General features: G+C 48.8%; 14 protein-coding genes. 2 read left to right on the forward strand and 12 right to left on the reverse strand.

The annotated features are described in order from the left end of the window. Window positions 1–3 precede the first annotated feature (3 nt). The 9 genes from ACETMN_RS23985 to ACETMN_RS24025 form a co-directional block, all read right to left on the reverse strand. The gene (locus ACETMN_RS23985) at window positions 4–975 is read right to left on the reverse strand and encodes a PhoH family protein (RefSeq protein WP_017687243.1); all 972 of its coding nucleotides are present in this window, start codon (window positions 973–975) and stop codon (window positions 4–6) included. Between the two features lie 6 nt (window positions 976–981). Beyond that, on the reverse strand, window positions 982–2175 hold the full coding sequence (gene yqfD, locus ACETMN_RS23990) for a sporulation protein YqfD (RefSeq protein ID WP_091013986.1): 1194 nt from the start codon (window positions 2173–2175) through the stop codon (window positions 982–984). Continuing rightward, the gene (yqfC, locus tag ACETMN_RS23995; RefSeq protein ID WP_017687241.1) at window positions 2172–2465 is read right to left on the reverse strand and encodes a sporulation protein YqfC; all 294 of its coding nucleotides are present in this window, start codon (window positions 2463–2465) and stop codon (window positions 2172–2174) included. Before yqfC ends, yqfD begins: the two co-directional genes overlap by 4 nt. A gap of 181 nt (window positions 2466–2646) precedes the next feature. Further along, window positions 2647–3246 carry a hypothetical protein gene (locus tag ACETMN_RS24000; protein ID WP_091013984.1) on the reverse strand — a complete coding sequence of 200 codons (600 nt, stop codon included), beginning with the start codon at window positions 3244–3246 and terminating at the stop codon, window positions 2647–2649. A 13-nt stretch (window positions 3247–3259) separates the two neighbouring features. Continuing rightward, entirely contained in the window at window positions 3260–4270 is a 1011-nt protein-coding gene (gene floA, locus ACETMN_RS24005; protein WP_091013981.1) for a flotillin-like protein FloA, read from the reverse strand. Between the two features lie 159 nt (window positions 4271–4429). Beyond that, window positions 4430–5752, reverse strand: coding sequence for an NfeD family protein (locus ACETMN_RS24010; protein WP_091014395.1), 1323 nt, complete (start codon window positions 5750–5752; stop codon window positions 4430–4432). A gap of 282 nt (window positions 5753–6034) precedes the next feature. Further along, window positions 6035–6478, reverse strand: coding sequence for a GatB/YqeY domain-containing protein (locus tag ACETMN_RS24015; protein WP_017687237.1), 444 nt, complete (start codon window positions 6476–6478; stop codon window positions 6035–6037). 15 nt (window positions 6479–6493) lie between these two features. Next, window positions 6494–6667 (reverse strand): 30S ribosomal protein S21, encoded by a 174-nt coding sequence (gene rpsU / locus ACETMN_RS24020; RefSeq protein WP_005547957.1) that lies wholly within the window; start codon window positions 6665–6667, stop codon window positions 6494–6496. Window positions 6668–6899: 232 nt separating this feature from the next. Further along, window positions 6900–7259: a histidine triad nucleotide-binding protein gene (locus ACETMN_RS24025; RefSeq protein WP_017687236.1), complete on the reverse strand. Its 360-nt coding sequence runs from the start codon at window positions 7257–7259 to the stop codon at window positions 6900–6902. A gap of 304 nt (window positions 7260–7563) precedes the next feature. Here ACETMN_RS24025 and ACETMN_RS24030 point away from each other — a divergent pair, with 304 nt between their 5' ends. Beyond that, complete coding sequence (locus ACETMN_RS24030; RefSeq protein ID WP_411735210.1) at window positions 7564–8487, forward strand: PLP-dependent cysteine synthase family protein; 924 nt, start codon at window positions 7564–7566, stop codon at window positions 8485–8487. 1 nt (window position 8488) lies between these two features. Next, window positions 8489–9622 carry a bifunctional cystathionine gamma-lyase/homocysteine desulfhydrase gene (locus tag ACETMN_RS24035; RefSeq protein WP_411735211.1) on the forward strand — a complete coding sequence of 378 codons (1134 nt, stop codon included), beginning with the start codon at window positions 8489–8491 and terminating at the stop codon, window positions 9620–9622. A 310-nt stretch (window positions 9623–9932) separates the two neighbouring features. Here ACETMN_RS24035 and ACETMN_RS24040 read toward each other — a convergent pair whose 3' ends face one another. The 3 genes from ACETMN_RS24040 to ACETMN_RS24050 form a co-directional block, all read right to left on the reverse strand. Then, the gene (locus ACETMN_RS24040; protein ID WP_105599735.1) at window positions 9933–10277 is read right to left on the reverse strand and encodes a hypothetical protein; all 345 of its coding nucleotides are present in this window, start codon (window positions 10275–10277) and stop codon (window positions 9933–9935) included. Window positions 10278–10777: 500 nt separating this feature from the next. Further along, complete coding sequence (locus ACETMN_RS24045; protein ID WP_411735212.1) at window positions 10778–14197, reverse strand: AAA family ATPase; 3420 nt, start codon at window positions 14195–14197, stop codon at window positions 10778–10780. Further along, complete coding sequence (locus ACETMN_RS24050; RefSeq protein WP_091013971.1) at window positions 14194–15378, reverse strand: exonuclease SbcCD subunit D; 1185 nt, start codon at window positions 15376–15378, stop codon at window positions 14194–14196. The genes ACETMN_RS24045 and ACETMN_RS24050 overlap by 4 nt, the downstream gene beginning before the upstream one ends. Between the last annotated feature and the right edge of the window lie 3 nt (window positions 15379–15381).

Below are 15381 nucleotides of genomic sequence, written 5' to 3' on the forward strand. Positions count from 1 at the left end.
TTTCTATGCTTGATTTTCTGCGGCGTGGTTGTAAGCCACGATAATTTTCTGGACAAGGGAATGCCGGACAACATCTTGCTCGGCAAAATAGACAAATCCAATCTCGTTAACTTCGTTCAAGATCGTATTCGCTTCCACAAGTCCGGATTTCTTACCACGCGGTAAATCAATCTGTGTCACATCTCCGGTGATGACCATTTTGGAGCCAAAACCAAGACGGGTTAGAAACATCTTCATCTGTTCCGGCGTTGTATTCTGTGCTTCATCCAGAATGATGAAGGAGTCATCCAGCGTACGCCCCCGCATATAGGCGAGTGGCGCGATTTCGATCAACCCTCGCTCCAGTGCCTTAGCGGTCTGTTCCTGTCCCATAACGTCATACAGGGCATCGTACAGTGGTCTCAGATACGGGTCTACCTTCTCCTGAAGATCACCTGGCAAAAACCCAAGACTCTCTCCCGCTTCAACAGCAGGCCGTGTGAGTACAATGCGTTTGACGCTGCCTTCTTTAATTGCAGCAACAGCCAGTACAACAGCAAGGTAGGTTTTACCCGTACCGGCAGGACCAATGCCAAATACAATATCACGTTTTTTAATTGTAGTTACATAGTGCTTCTGTCCAATGGTTTTAACACGGATTGGTTTACCTCGGTATGTCGTCGTAATCTCGCCCTTGAACAGATCCAATAGCTGGTCTGCCCGCATATCCTTGGCAAGTTCAATCGCATACTTCACATCTCTTTCAGTTAACACATATCCGTTGCGTATCAATTGCAGTAACACATCAAATAATTGTTCAAGCGATTCCACCTGCTGTGCGTTGCCAAAAATCACAATCTCCGCTTCACGGGATGCAATCTGGGCGGGAATCTCGGATTCAATCAGTTTAAGAAAAGTATCTTGGGGTCCAAAAAGAGATTGGCCCTCTCCCGCACTCTGGAGGGAGATTTGTATGCTGCGTGTTTGCTCTGACAAATATCCTCATTCTCCTTGACTATGGACTAGCGGAAGTTCTTCCGCAATGCTTTCTTCTACTTCAAATAAGACTTTCATATAAACTTTACCATTCTCTTTCTTCTCATGCAAAATTTTTTCACTTATAATTTTTGTGCCTTTGCCGTTTTTGGCGATAATGTCGTTCCTTGCTCCTTCCAATCCTTTCGTTCTGGCCCATTCTATCGTCTGCTGTTCCTCATGCTCTCGGGTCTCCAGATCTTTCTCTGTCAGCCAACCCATCGGGAGTGTGAAGGATCGCCACGTCAATGGTCTGTGATTACTCTCGGTATCAAATGAACTGAACGGTGTACTACCGTACCCCCACAGTTGGATCGCCCAATTCCCCAGCACCATGTAAAAACGTTCTTTGCTCTCACCTGTCATTGTATTATGTTTTTGCACCAGTGGAACCTCTACCTGATACTCACGCCACACCAGACCACGAACTTCACCTTTGGCAACGATGGTTTTGGTGTTCTCCTCATCCCCGAGAATCCCCGAGATCAATACCTGACCCTTTTTGACACGCATGTCCTTCTGAACTACAGGGCGTCCCTGCTCCGCATAGATTTGAGTGACAACAGCATCTGACTTGCTAATCAGATGTCTAGGGTTCAGTAATGGTTCGCGCTTTGGTTGGGCAGATTCTACGACCTGAATGGTAATGGTTGTCCCCTCTTTGCTGACGCCAATCCAGGTTACATCCGGCAGAGCGAGTGCAAGCTGCCTGGAGAGCTTGTCTTGGCTTTCCAGACGGAACCCCCATTGGAAAGGATATATGCCCTCTTTCTTCGCTGCTGCGAGCACCTCGTCGGTGGGAATGGTGACGTTACCCTTGACCTCCACATCCCATACCATGGACGACAACGCAAACAAAGCTACCACAAAAAACAGCATCCCCCCAAGAAAGAACTTCCTCCGCAATAAACGGGCCGCAAAAAAGGGGAAACCGCTGCGATGGGTTACTTTCACCCTGCAGCCTGTCCGTTTCAACACAGGACGCAACCTGAAAAAATGCGGCAGCAGAATGTTCATCTCTGCCACGCGTCCATCGTGAGCACGCAGGTTCCAAACTTCCAGTCCCTGCTCTGCCACCGTGTTAATTAATGTTTCAATGTCTCCCCCAGTGACCGTGATTCGGACTGCTCCCCGCAGTTTATACAGACTGGGCTGCTTCATCCGTTCCCCTCCACTCCATTCATATGAATATCCAGAATCGTTCCTTCAACAGCTACTTCATCCGGCAAAATATTACGTATCACCAAGGCAGTTCCTTTGATCTCTAACTGGCCTTGGGAAAGAGCCAACACGATACGATCCGGCGTGAAATGGATGACACCGCGATGATTCTCTATATACAGTTGCTTACTGCCGATCAGGGTTAACCGTGGCATATCATAAAGCACATCCTGCGGCAGATCCAACACTTCACTGGTCCATCTGCGCAGCTTGCGGCTGATCCGGGTCATTCGAAGGTCTTCCCCCTTCCTCTACAGTTCAACTTATGCGCAGATTCATGAATTTATGAAAATTCCGGAGAGCGTGTTAGGTAGGAATGTTGAGAAAAAAGTGAAGAACACAGAAAAAGCCGTCTCTGGCGCCTTTTGGCTCACCAGAGACGGCTCTATTCCCGTCCAACAGCATAACTTATTACAGTTTCCCTCTTGTACCAAACGGCTGCTTGGAACGGGGGGGACCCAGTACTTCTGCCCATAATACACCTGTGCGGACATCTTCAGAACGAAGTGGAGACACTCCCGATTCACCCGTGCTGGGTATATCCCAACTGGAATCAGACACAACAGGTTTATTCGCAGAAGAGAAGCGATTTAATCTCTCTTGAATCAAGCGCTGCTGTTCTTCCATACCTCTCATCTGTGCCTCAAGTGAATTCTCCATGGCACTCATCGTGCCCTCACTTCTGTAGTCAGTTTCGGGGCGAGAAGATGCAGCAGGCTCTGAATACGGCTCATCATACTGATTCTTATATTGCACGTCATCATACCGATCGTCATACTGTTCATCATAGCGGGGGTCTGCAGGTCCGGAAGACTGCTGCGGAGATGAATTGTCTCTTGAACGTTCATCCCGGCCTGAATCACCACTGCCTCCAAATGTAGGCATCCCGTTGGCAGGACGCTTTTTGTTCGGATCAGCCGATTTGGCAGCTTTCCCCAAGAAGGAGAAGAGTGCAAAACCGATGACGGCCACAATATACAGATTATTAAAAATCCATTCAAATAGGCCCATATGCACTCACCGCCTATCTTCCGTTTTTGGAATCACCCTGATCGTTGGAATTCGAACCTTCACCAGGTTTTCCTAATGTGTTGCGCATCTGAGTATCCGCTTCAATATTTTTGAGATTCATGTAATCCATAACACCAATTTTCCCACTACGTAAAGCCTCTGCCATTGCAAGTGGTACTGCGGATTCAGACTCAACAACACGCGCTCTCATTTCCACAACGCGCGCTTTCATCTCTTGTTCTTGGGCTACAGCCATTGCACGACGCTCTTCTGCTTTCGCCTGAGCAATTCGCTTGTCAGCTTCTGCCTGCTCGGTTTGCAGGAATGCACCAATATTTTTACCAATATCCACGTCCGCAATATCAATGGACAGGATCTCAAAGGCAGTTCCAGAATCCAGTCCTTTGGACAGGACTGTACGAGAGATCAGATCCGGATTTTCCAACACCACTTTATGCGTTTCTGCTGAACCGTTGGTACTTACGATCCCTTCACCAACACGGGCAATGATCGTCTCTTCACCGGCACCGCCGACGAGTCGGTCAATATTCGCACGAACTGTAATTCTTGCTCGAACTTTAACTTCAATACCATCTTTTGCCACCGCAGATACAACAGGCGTTTCGATAACACGCGGGTTAACACTCATTTGGACCGCCTGTAATACGTCACGACCAGCAAGGTCAATCGCAGCAGCACGTTCGAATTCAAGTGGAATGTTTGCACGCTGAGCAGCAATCAGAGCGTTTACAACACGGTCAACATTACCACCCGCCAGAAAGTGACTTTCCAGTTGGTTCATGGTTAATTCAAGGCCCGCTTTTCTTGCTTTAATCAGAGGATTTACGATCCTGCTAGGTGTTACACGTCTAAGTCTCATGGCTACCAGTGTAATGATACTAACACGGACACCGGATGCAATAGCTGAGATCCAGAGCATGACCGGGAAAAAGCTGAAAAATACGCTCAGTACGATAATCGCAACTACCGCAATGAGCAAAACCGTAATCATAGTTGGTTCCATAGTAAAATTTCCTCCATTTGCAATTCAAATTTGATAAATACTTCAACAGTCATTCATGAATCCGCTGCTAAAATAAAGAATGCACCACCTCGCTGGCAGCTTCAGCGAAGTGGTTATGTACATTGCCGAAACGTTAATCCGCTTCGACAACAGAGCGGGTTACACCGGTAATGCTTGCTGAACCACAATCCGGGTGCCTTCCGCTTTAATCACAATAATCGGGGTATCAATGGGAATAAAGTCTCCATCCGATACAACATCAATTCGCTCACCCTCAAACATCGCTGTTCCAGAAGGTCGAAGCGGTGTAAGACTGATGCCTTGTAGTCCAATCAACTCTTTACGCTCGGTAGCGGATGAGTATCCACGCTCAGCTGACAGACTGTCACTCAAAATGAATCGATTCCATATCCCTCTATCTTTAAACAGTACTGCAATAATCGCAATCACTACCAATGCTGCTCCGAAAGCGATACCCAGGGAAACGAATGCGTCACTCGTATCATAAGCAGCCCTCACAACACCTGCAACAAGCGCAATTGATCCCAGAATGCCCAAAATACCCATGCTTGGTATAAACATCTCCAGAATCATCAAGATGAGTCCAACAGTGAACAATACCCACGTCTCTGCTCCTGCAAAACCGGCAACGTAATTTCCTGAGAAGTACAGGACAAAACATACAATACCGACAATACCAGGTACTCCGAACCCAGGAACGATCAATTCAATGGCCACACCTGCGATTCCGAGGAACAACAATATGGTCATGACAACCGGATTCGTAAGAAAGGATGAGATATTCTCTGCTGTCGTCCGTTCTACCTTAAATACATCATCCTGGCTGTAACCGAGCCACGTTGCCGCTTCTTCCGGTGTGTTGCTGATGTGGTCGGCATAACCAACTTTCAGCGCTTCTTCAGCCGAGAGAGCAATAATTTCACCTTTTTGCTTGGTTTTATTAATCTCTGGCATTTCAACAACCATGTTAACATCCGTCATTCCAGCTGCAATCTTGCCATCACGACCACTGATCTCAGCTGCTCCCTGCATTTTGCTTTTCCAGAACGCAACAAGCTTTGGATCCTCAACATGTTTACCCGTACTGTCCACCATTGCTGCCGCACCAATCATACTGCCTGGTGACATTACGATCTTATCTGCATTCAGAGCCAGAAAACTCCCGGCTGAAGCAGCATCTCCACGAACAAATGCAACAGTCTCAATCGGACTGTCCTTGATCAGGGTACCCAATGCTTCTGCAGTGTCGACACGGCCTCCCGGCGTATTGATATCAAGAACGATCAGGCCAGCATTCATCTCTTCTGCTTGCTTGAACCCGCGTTCCATGAACTTGCCAAGTCCCTGCTCGATTGGTTTATCAACCGGAATAATATATACGGCACCACTCTTCTCAGCTGCATGCGCTGACGGTGATCCAATCCAGACAGGAAGCAACAGCGTCAGCAGCATTAAGAGCATCAATGGCCCCGTAAGCTTCTTCCGGCGCTTTCCCTTCACAATAGTCCCCCCTTTTCCATTAATGTTATACTGTCCAGCTTATGGTATTTATTACGTGCAATGCAACATTTCGTTTCAAAATCTTAAAATTATATTTGAAAACTCGATCAATTGCAAGAATAAAAATCCATAATAATATATATTAACCATTAAAAAGAAATTTCGTCATCCCAAGGACATCATGCTTTCTGATAAATGGAAAAAACACCTCCTGACAAGTCAGAAGGTGTTTATTGATTTGCTTTATTGCAGAAATTGTTGAACTGCTTGATTTACCAGTTTGCCGTCCGCTTTGCCTTTAACTTTCGGCATAAGGGCCGCCATGACTTTCCCCATCTCGGCTTTCGAAGAAGCACCGGTTTCCTGGATGGTCTGCTGTACAATAACTTTAATTTCTTCTTCGGTAAGCTGTGTGGGAAGGTACTGGATGAGTACTTCAATTTCCGCTTTTGCATTTGCCGCGAGATCTTCACGGCCCGCTTTGTCAAATTCTTGGAGGGCATCTTTGCGCTGTTTGATTTCACGACTCAGGATATCAAGCACTTCGTTGTCATCCAAATCTCTTTTCAAATCTATTTCAAGATTCTTGATCGTCGAACGAATCAACCGAATGTTGGAGAGTCTGAACTTGTCCTTACTCTTCATCGCTTGCTTCATATCTTCGTTCAATCGTTCGCTAAGATTCATGTAATTAAAATCCTCCTAAAACTTTCTCTTACGAGCAGCCTCGGACTTTTTCTTGCGCTTTACGCTTGGCTTCTCATAATGCTTACGTTTCTTCACCTCAGCCAATACGCCATCTTTAGCGATGGAGCGTTTAAAACGACGAAGTGCAGCATCAATAGTCTCGTTTTTGCGAACTTTAGTTTCAGACACCAGTTTTCCCTCCCTCCGACCAGACCGTCCAAGAGCAATAACACGGTTCATCATCTTACATTATAGGCGAAAGATAATAAAGGTGTCAACCTCAATGTAATGATCACTTATTTGAATCCATTTTAAAACTCAAAGGTATTATGAAATGAATTCATTATATAAGCATTTGGTCACACATTCGTGGATTTAATGCATATGACTAAATCCTCAATATTAGTACCCATTAGCTCGTTTATTTGTGAGAATCGGACAGACTTGTCAACACGCCAAGTCTGGTACCACCCAACAAATGGTAATGCAGATGATGAACGGTTTGTTCTCCATCCTTACCACAATTGTTGATCAAGCGATATCCTGTTTCCTCCACGCCAAGACGCTTCGCCGCTTCTTGAGCAGCCAGATGAATCTCGCCGATCAATGGCAGATCTTCTGCAGTAACTTCATTCATGGAAGCAATATGTTTCTTCGGAATGACAAGAACATGTGTCGGTGCAGCGGGCTGGATGTCATGAAAAACGATAACATGGTCATTCTCCAGTACTTTATTGGAGGGAATGGTGCCCTCTACAATTTTGCAAAATAAGCAATCCATAGTTCATACCCTCCTTTGTATTCCAGTGTATGTATTCCCTTCTATCATACTAGAAGTAAAAACCCACGTCCAATCTCTAGACACACAACCAGGCATTCCAGGTCAACTCTCCATTCCCCTGCCTTTCAGTGATCTATTTCATTAGATTGCAGGTGATGAGACAACAATTAGGAATTCATCATAATCAGTCATATATAGAGGTATGTATTACAGACCATTTTATCGAAATATGATTTTAACACGCACCTTTCCCAAGTAAACCAATATGTATAGTTAATAAACTCCAAAAAGGAGATTGGTTAATTTGACCGTTTATCAACATGTACAGGAACTTATAGGTAATACACCTCTGCTTGAATTAACCCGTTATCCATTACAGGAAGGAATCCGCCTATTCGCCAAGCTGGAATTCATGAATCCCGGAGGAAGTGTGAAAGACCGGATCGGCAAGTTTTTATTGGAGAAGGCCTTGGCACGAGGAGATGTTAAGCCAGGTGGAACGGTGATCGAAGCTACCGCAGGCAACACAGGAATTGGTCTTGCAATGGCGGCTGTAGGCCTGAATTTAAAGGTCATTTTCACCGTACCTCAGAAGTTCAGCGTTGAGAAGCAGCAGTTGATGAAAGCCCTTGGAGCTACGGTCGTGAACACACCCACATCCGAAGGAATCACCGGTGCCATACGCAAGGCGGAATCGCTGGCGAAAGAAATACCGGATTCGTATATTCCAGGTCAGTTCTCCAATGCGGATAATCCACTCGCACATTATGAACATCTGGGCCCTGAGATTTGGCGTGATCTGAACGGGCAGGTGGATGTATATATCGCCGGAGCTGGGTCTGGCGGAACTTTCATGGGAGTATCTCGCTATTTGAAGGAGCAAAATTCGTTAATCAAAACATGTATCGTAGAACCCGAAGGTTCGATTCTCGCAGGAGGTCCCTCGGGACCTCATCGTACAGAAGGAATAGGAGTCGAAACGTTATCTCCTTTTATGGATGTGAATTATTTTGATGCCATTCATACGATCTCAGATGAAGATGCCTTTGAACGTGTCAAGGATCTAGCCTTGTTGGAAGGCTTACTGGTAGGAAGTTCCTCAGGTGCAGCTATGCAAGCCGCATTAAACGAAGCTGTTCACGCAGCTCCCGGAAGTAACATCGTCGTTATTTTCCCGGATAGCAGCGAACGGTATTTAAGCCAAAATATCTATAATGGAGGACAATGAAATGAGACCAAAAACCAAGTTGATTCATGCAGGTATTGTTGGTGATCCACACACTGGAGCAGTGAGTGTACCGATCTATCAAGTAAGCACGTATGAGCAGGAATCGGTTGGCGTACACAAAGGATACGAATATTCACGAACAGGTAACCCTACCCGTCATGCGTTGGAAGAAGTCATTAAAGAGCTGGAGGATGGCGTTCGAGGGTTTGCTTTTAGTTCGGGGATGGCTGCAATTCACGCTGTACTGTCTCTGCTGGAAACTGGAGATCACGTCATTCTGACGGATGACGTATACGGCGGGACTTATCGCATTTTCACCAAGGTGCTGAATCGTCTGGGGATCGAGTCTACCTTTGTAGATACTACCTCACTACAAGCACTGGAGCAGGCTTTGCAACCCAATACAAAGGCCATTTATGTAGAAACACCTACTAATCCGTTACTCAAGGTCACCGATATTGCTGCTGTAGCGAAATGGTCAAAACAACATGAATTGCTGTTCATCGTGGATAACACGTTTAGTACGCCTTATTGGCAAACCCCGCTGGCTCTGGGAGCAGATATTGTACTGCACTCTGCAACGAAATATATTGGTGGTCATAGTGATGTCGTGGCAGGACTTGCGGTTGTCAACAGCGAGAAACTTGGTGAAGATCTGCATTTTATTCAAAATGCAATTGGCTCAGTCCTGGGACCTATGGATTCCTGGCTGTTAATGCGAGGTCTTAAAACATTGGGATTGCGGATGGAAGCGCAAGAACGTAATACAGAGCAGCTTGTGACATTTTTAAATCAGCATCCAACAGTGAGCAAAGTCTATTATCCCGGGTTGCCCGACCATCCACAGCACAAGCTCGCTTCCACGCAAGCGAGGGGTTATGGCGGTATGGTTTCCTTTGATGTAGGCAGTGCTGAAAAAGTAGATGACGTGTTAAGCAAAGTTCGTTATTTCACATTGGCTGAAAGTCTGGGCGCGGTGGAAAGTTTAATTTCTGTACCTGCCCGAATGACACATGCTTCCATTCCCTATGAACGTCGGCAAGAATTGGGAATCACGGATGGTTTGATTCGGATCTCCGTTGGGATCGAGGATGTTGATGATTTACTTGAGGATTTGAAATTTGCATTAAGTTGAGGGCATTTTGAAGTCCATGCTGGTTTGTCGTCGATCTTATACTAATTAGGTTCCAAAAGGTCATACCTTACAGAAGTTCGCTTCTGCACAGGCATGACCTTTTGGATGTTCGTATGTTGCCAGTTGTATTGCAATGACTGTTGCGATACATCAGGCTGAGACTCCGTATGTGATAAGACCTCTCTATCTCATGCTGTACGGTACCATGAATGAAACATCCATCCTCAGCTTGTTATTTTCAAGATTTTCATTGGATGCCCATAGGTACATAAGAATGTTTCACTTGCAGTTATGACTGTTTTTTCTAATTTCAATAGTACGGTAAAAGGGTTAACGCTGTAAGCGCAAATAACGGGAGCACCAGTCGGTTAAAACGTCTACGGCCATAACCATAATACGGATAAGGCGTAGGGTAGCCGTAACCTGGATAAAATCCGCGAGTATGACCTATTGGATAGTTCCCTCCAGGCATTGCATTTGGAGCCCAGTTCGCATGATTCACCATGGCTTCCGGTCCAACGGGAACAGCCAGGTAGATCATTTCGTCATCCACATTTTCCATAATGCCATCGTAGTGCATACCGTCATTCATCTGTACACATACATAACGGTGCATGTGTTCCTTGCATATTTTCTTCGCTTCCACTTTTTCCACTTGCCAACGCCTCCCTGATTCTGCTCTTGATCACCTTTTCATGGTATTCAGAACTGGGCGAATTGACACTACTGACGAGAAAACACAAAAAAAAGAAGCACCCCGTGAGCGGCTTCCTTGGAAGGCTGCTGCGCGGACATCTATTCAGGAAACGTCCTGATCAGATGTCCGCCGGGGTACTTAAAACAAGTTTGTCGGCTTAACTGTAGTATAACAGCGGGATGAACCTGTATCTGTGATGTAACTCACTCCGCTATATTATAAAAGCAAGAAAAGAAATATTTTTACAAAAATAATATTCCGTAATAGTGCGTGTTTAAAAAAGGCGGTTTTCAGTATCAAAAAGACGCTTATTTCGGCTGAATTCCATATTCGATGTTGATGATGCCGCTAGGCACCATTCGTAATCAAAAGCGGACTTTTTGAACAACCCCTATTATTCATTTTGCTTGGACTATTAGAGGCGCTTCTATGTTCTATATTGCTTACACATTTGCCCTCTACAGAGTCTCCAAGACCACACGTGAGCCGTTTCCGGCCTCCCCTGCCGGAATTACCACAAGTTTGCGCGGCAAGCGTGCACGCAGTTCAGGCACGTGACTGATTACACCAACAGCCAATCGGTCGTCATGCAACTTTTCCAAAGATGTAATGACGGTATCCAACAGTTCAGGATCAAGGGTACCAAACCCTTCATCCAGGAAGAAGAATTGAAGTGGGTACTGACCTCGCAGCTGAATCTGGGCCGACAGTGCCAAGGCCAGTGACAACGAAGTCAAAAACGTCTCGCCACCGGATAACGTCGATACCGGTCGTTTGACTCCTCCGTTGGCATCATCACAGATCACAAAACCACCACCGGAATCCACCTCCAGTGAATAACGTTGTTTAGTCAGGAAGCGCAGACGCTGAGATGCCGCATGACTGACCTGCATCAGTTGTTCCTCTGCAATATATTCAACAAATGCATTACCTCTGAATGCGGATTGAAGTTTGCTGAGCAGTTCGCCTTGACGGCTGACCTCCAACCTCTTGTTCTCCAGTTCGGTCCAGCGAACATGTCGCTGCTCCACATCCTCCAGATCACGTTCTGCACGTGCTTTCGCACGTAGGGCAGTCTCATCCTGAGCCCGGACCTGCTGCAAACGTTCAGTGCAGGCTAACCACTGCTCCTCCGATACAACTGCACCACCCAGCTTTTGTTCCAGTTCACGCAATTGGGATGCCAATTCACGCTCACGTTCACGGTGCTGCTGGATCTCGCCCGCCAGTCGTTCCGCTTCCTGGGAAGGTATCGCCGCGGACACAACGGCATCATCCGAGTCGAACGGGGATTGTTCCAGCAATTGATTCCACCGTTCCTGTGCCTGTTGCAGATGCTCTGTTGCCGAGGCGGCAGCCTGCTGAGCCATGACATCTTTCTTGGCTGATTCCTGCTTCAGATGATCCGCTTCTTTGAAGCGTTGTGCCGACTCCGCAGCTTCTTTCCGCAGTCCATCCAGACGAGCCTGAGCCGCAGCAATCAGGTCTTCTACCCGCTGCTGCCCAACCCACTGGCGCAAGCGTTCTTCTTTCTCGGCGAGCAGTTTGTTATTGCCCTGCCACTGCGTTTGCCACTGGATCAGTTGTTTGTCCAATTCCACCAGCTTCTGCTGAAGCGATTGAATGATCTGATCTTTTTCCTCAAGGAATGTCACGCTTTTATTCAGACGTTCCTTGATGTCTTCGGCGCGCGCATCGCGCTCCTGCATCGCCTGATAGAGGGCCTTGGCCTCCTCCTGAGCGATGCCCGGCAGTTCCGCGGTCCAGCGGCCCTGCAAGGCAGCCGCTGCGGCCTCGCTCTCGGCCAGCTTGCGCTCCGCCTGGGCGAGCCCGGCACGGCCGGCCTCTTGCGCAGCTGCCGCTTCCATGCGGCGCTGCTGCGCGCCCACAGCCGCCTGCTGCAACGCGGCGGCTTCGGCCTGGAGCGGCGCTGCTGCGGCAGCCAGCGCCTGCGCGGCTTCGCGCAGCGCAGCGGCACGCGATGCCCAGCTTGCCGGGGGTCGCCCGTATTCGGGCGACCCGGCGGGCTCGGGCTCCGCTGCCGCAGGCGCGGCCTCGGCTGCGGCCGGAGCATCGCCGGCCGCAGCGCCAAGCTGCGTCAGCAGGCTGCGACGTTCGTGCAGCTGCTGGCGCAGCCCAAAGCGCAGCTCCTGCAGCTCCGCGTGCAGGCTGCGCAGCAGTTCCAGGTCCGCATCGCCTGCGTGCGGACCTTCTCCCGTCGGCGCAGCCGGGAGTGGGTGATGCGGCGAGCCGCACACCGGGCATGGCTCGCCATCGCGCAGCTCGGCGCGCAAGGCGGAGGACAGCTGATGCAGCTCCTGCTCACGCATTGTGCGACGCAGCTGTTCCTCCGCAAGGGCCAGCAAGCTTTGTTCCCGGCTAATATCCTGCTCACAGGCAAGCAAGGCCTCAAGACCTGCTGACGCCTGTTCTACCAGATGCTGACGCTGATCACTCAGGCGTTTTTCTTCTTCAGCCGCCGCCTTCAGCTTGCCGGCTCCCTGTTCTGCCGACTGATTATAGGCTTGCATGTCAGCCTTGTTTTGCTGTAATTGCTCCGCAGCAGTATCGACACGATGCTTCAGTTCAAGCGCAGCCTGAAGTTGCCTGCGTTCCTCTGACTTCACCTCATTCGGCTTGAGGCTCTCCTGTAGTTCCTCACGCCGCTTGCGCCCGCGCTGCTGCAGCTCCTTTTCTTTCTCAAGTTGCTGTCCCAGCGCAGTCTGTTCGCCCTGCCCCTGTTCCAGAAACTGAGCAAGGCGCGAGCAATCGGCTTGAAGCCCGTCCCGTTCCCGTTGCAGCTCTTTCGCTTGTTCGAGCTGCTCCAGACGCAGCAAAAGTTTCGGTTCTTCCTCAGTCATTTGCTTACGTCCCGCCTCGGCCTTCTCCGCTTCCTGAACAGCCAGACGCTCATGTTCCAGGGCTTGCTGATGAGCTGTCTCGGCAATATCCTGCCGCTGCTTCTGTGTAGCTGTAGCATCTCGAACCGTCTGCAACGCAGGCAGTATGGCATCTGCCGCAACGGATTGTTTTAGCCGTTGTTCGCCCGCCTCAACCTGTGGTTCCAGAGCTTTCAGCTTCTGCTGTTCCTCTGTACGGGCCTGCCGTTCGTGACTTAACTCACGAATTTTGCCCAGTTGTTCGGCTTCCTTTGCAGCTTCATCCAGCGCTTTGCGGGACAATTCAGACTGCTGTACAGCGGCTTGAAGAAGACGTTTCGTCTCATCCAACGTTTCCTTGCTGGCATTGCCAAGTCCCTGTTGCTCCGCAGCAAGGGATTGGTGAACCATATCATTATCCTTGACCCGTCGACTTAATTTGATGGCCAACTGGTCCCCATACTTCTCCAAATGGAATAATCGTTGCAGCATCTGGCGACGTTCACTGCCTTTGAGTGACAAAAACTCGGCAAACTTCCCTTGCGGAAGCACCACTGCCCGTGTAAAGTCATCCATCTTCAAACCGATCACATCTTCAACACAGCGATTCACATCTGCCAATTTGTCGGCAAGCACCTGCTCTTCGCCATTGACCGTCTCTATGAATTTACTGATCGTGTTACTCACCGACACTTCATTATTTCGTTTGAAACGTCGCTCTACCCGGAACCTTCGAGTGCCTTCCGCCGACATCAGTTCAAATGTAAAAGCAACCGACAACGAATCCTCTGCATGATTCATAATACCCTGCGTCCCGTTCACTGCACGTTCCACTTTGCCATACATGGCGAGTGTGATGGCATCAAGCAAGGAAGATTTACCACTACCCGTTGGACCGAAAATACCGAATAGTCCCGTCTCCGTCAGCACGGTAAAATCAATCTCCTGCATCTCCCGATAACTTTGCAGTCCGGCAACTTTTAATAGAATTGGCTTCATCTTTCCTCGACCTCCTCACGCACACCTGGCTCGTCTTCATCCACAAGTTCCAGGAAAAGCTGTACCAGGCTGTCTTCCGGCTGTGCACCACCTGTCTGACGCTGATAGAATTTACGGAACAGTTCATGTACAGGCAGCTCGGATCGTTGTTCCAAAAGCCCTGCTGCAGCCATTTCGGGATACACCGGGCGAATATGAATGATACCTTCATGTGATTTTCGCAGCTGCTGAATCTCCTTCAGGGACATCGCCTCGTCCAGCCACACTTCCATGTCGATAAAAGCCTGTGGATCACGTCCCTCATCCAGCCAGCGATATACTTCTGCCAGACCACCACGGGCCTGCCAACGCACAAGCGGACGCCCGGACGTTAACAAAACTTCCTCTACCTGTGCAGCTCCGCCCGGCGCCAGATCAACCATCGTGACAGACTTGCTCTGCCCTGCTTCCGAGAAGCTGTAAGCCAGCGGAGAGCCGCTATATCGAATCACACCGTCTCCTTTGACAGCCTGTGCACGATGAAGATGCCCAAGCGCCGTGTATTGCGCACCAGTCGATAAAGACGAAGGGTCCACCGTGTAGGCCCCACCGATCTGAATCGGACGTTCCGAATCACTCTCAAGACCGCCGAGCACATAGATATGACTCATGGCCAAGTTCACGGTATCCGGGCGAAAAGAAGCGGCCAGACGCTGCATTAACATCCCCACCCGTTGACTGTATGCCTGACGAAGCACATTTTCGTCCCCATCCGTTGTCAGCAATTCATTCAATCTTGCTTCAGAAGGATAAGGTAATGCGGCAATCTGTGCAATTTCTCCGGTTCGTTTGGCATGGATAGTCACCGCTTCTGAAGTAGGCATCCCTACGAGTGTGATGCCCTGTCTGTTCACAAGCGGAGTCACAGAAGCCACACGCTCTGGCTGATCATGATTTCCTGCAATCACCACGAGGGGTCTTCCATGCTCCGTCAGACGCGCTGCCGCTTCATAAAAAAGTTGTTCCGCCGCTGCGGGAGGATTCACCGAATCATATACATCTCCGGCCATCAATATGGCATCCGCCTGCTGCTCATCAGCCAACCTGACGAGTTCATCAACGAAATCTTCCTGTTCACGCAGTCGGCTTCGTCCTTCCAGCGTTTTTCCCAAATGCCAGTCCCCTGTATGCAAAATACGCATCGT

This window comes from Paenibacillus sp. M2 (genome assembly GCF_046713495.1).
Taxonomy (GTDB): Bacteria; Bacillota; Bacilli; order Paenibacillales; family Paenibacillaceae; genus Paenibacillus; species Paenibacillus amylolyticus_B.

Excerpts from the sequence above, each read along its gene's own strand:
- yqfD (WP_091013986.1), bottom strand. The coding sequence starts at position 2,175 with ATGAAGCAGCCCAGTCTGTATAAACTGCGGGGAGCAGTCCGAATCACG.
- yqfC (WP_017687241.1), bottom strand. The coding sequence starts at position 2,465 with ATGACCCGGATCAGCCGCAAGCTGCGCAGATGGACCAGTGAAGTGTTG.
- ACETMN_RS24000 (WP_091013984.1), bottom strand. The coding sequence starts at position 3,246 with ATGGGCCTATTTGAATGGATTTTTAATAATCTGTATATTGTGGCCGTC.
- floA (WP_091013981.1), bottom strand. The coding sequence starts at position 4,270 with ATGGAACCAACTATGATTACGGTTTTGCTCATTGCGGTAGTTGCGATT.
- ACETMN_RS24010 (WP_091014395.1), bottom strand. The coding sequence starts at position 5,752 with ATGCTCTTAATGCTGCTGACGCTGTTGCTTCCTGTCTGGATTGGATCA.
- ACETMN_RS24015 (WP_017687237.1), bottom strand. The coding sequence starts at position 6,478 with ATGAATCTTAGCGAACGATTGAACGAAGATATGAAGCAAGCGATGAAG.
- ACETMN_RS24025 (WP_017687236.1), bottom strand. The coding sequence starts at position 7,259 with ATGGATTGCTTATTTTGCAAAATTGTAGAGGGCACCATTCCCTCCAAT.
- ACETMN_RS24035 (WP_411735211.1), top strand. The coding sequence starts at position 8,489 with ATGAGACCAAAAACCAAGTTGATTCATGCAGGTATTGTTGGTGATCCA.
- ACETMN_RS24045 (WP_411735212.1), bottom strand. The coding sequence starts at position 14,197 with ATGAAGCCAATTCTATTAAAAGTTGCCGGACTGCAAAGTTATCGGGAG.
- ACETMN_RS24050 (WP_091013971.1), bottom strand. The coding sequence starts at position 15,378 with ATGCGTATTTTGCATACAGGGGACTGGCATTTGGGAAAAACGCTGGAA.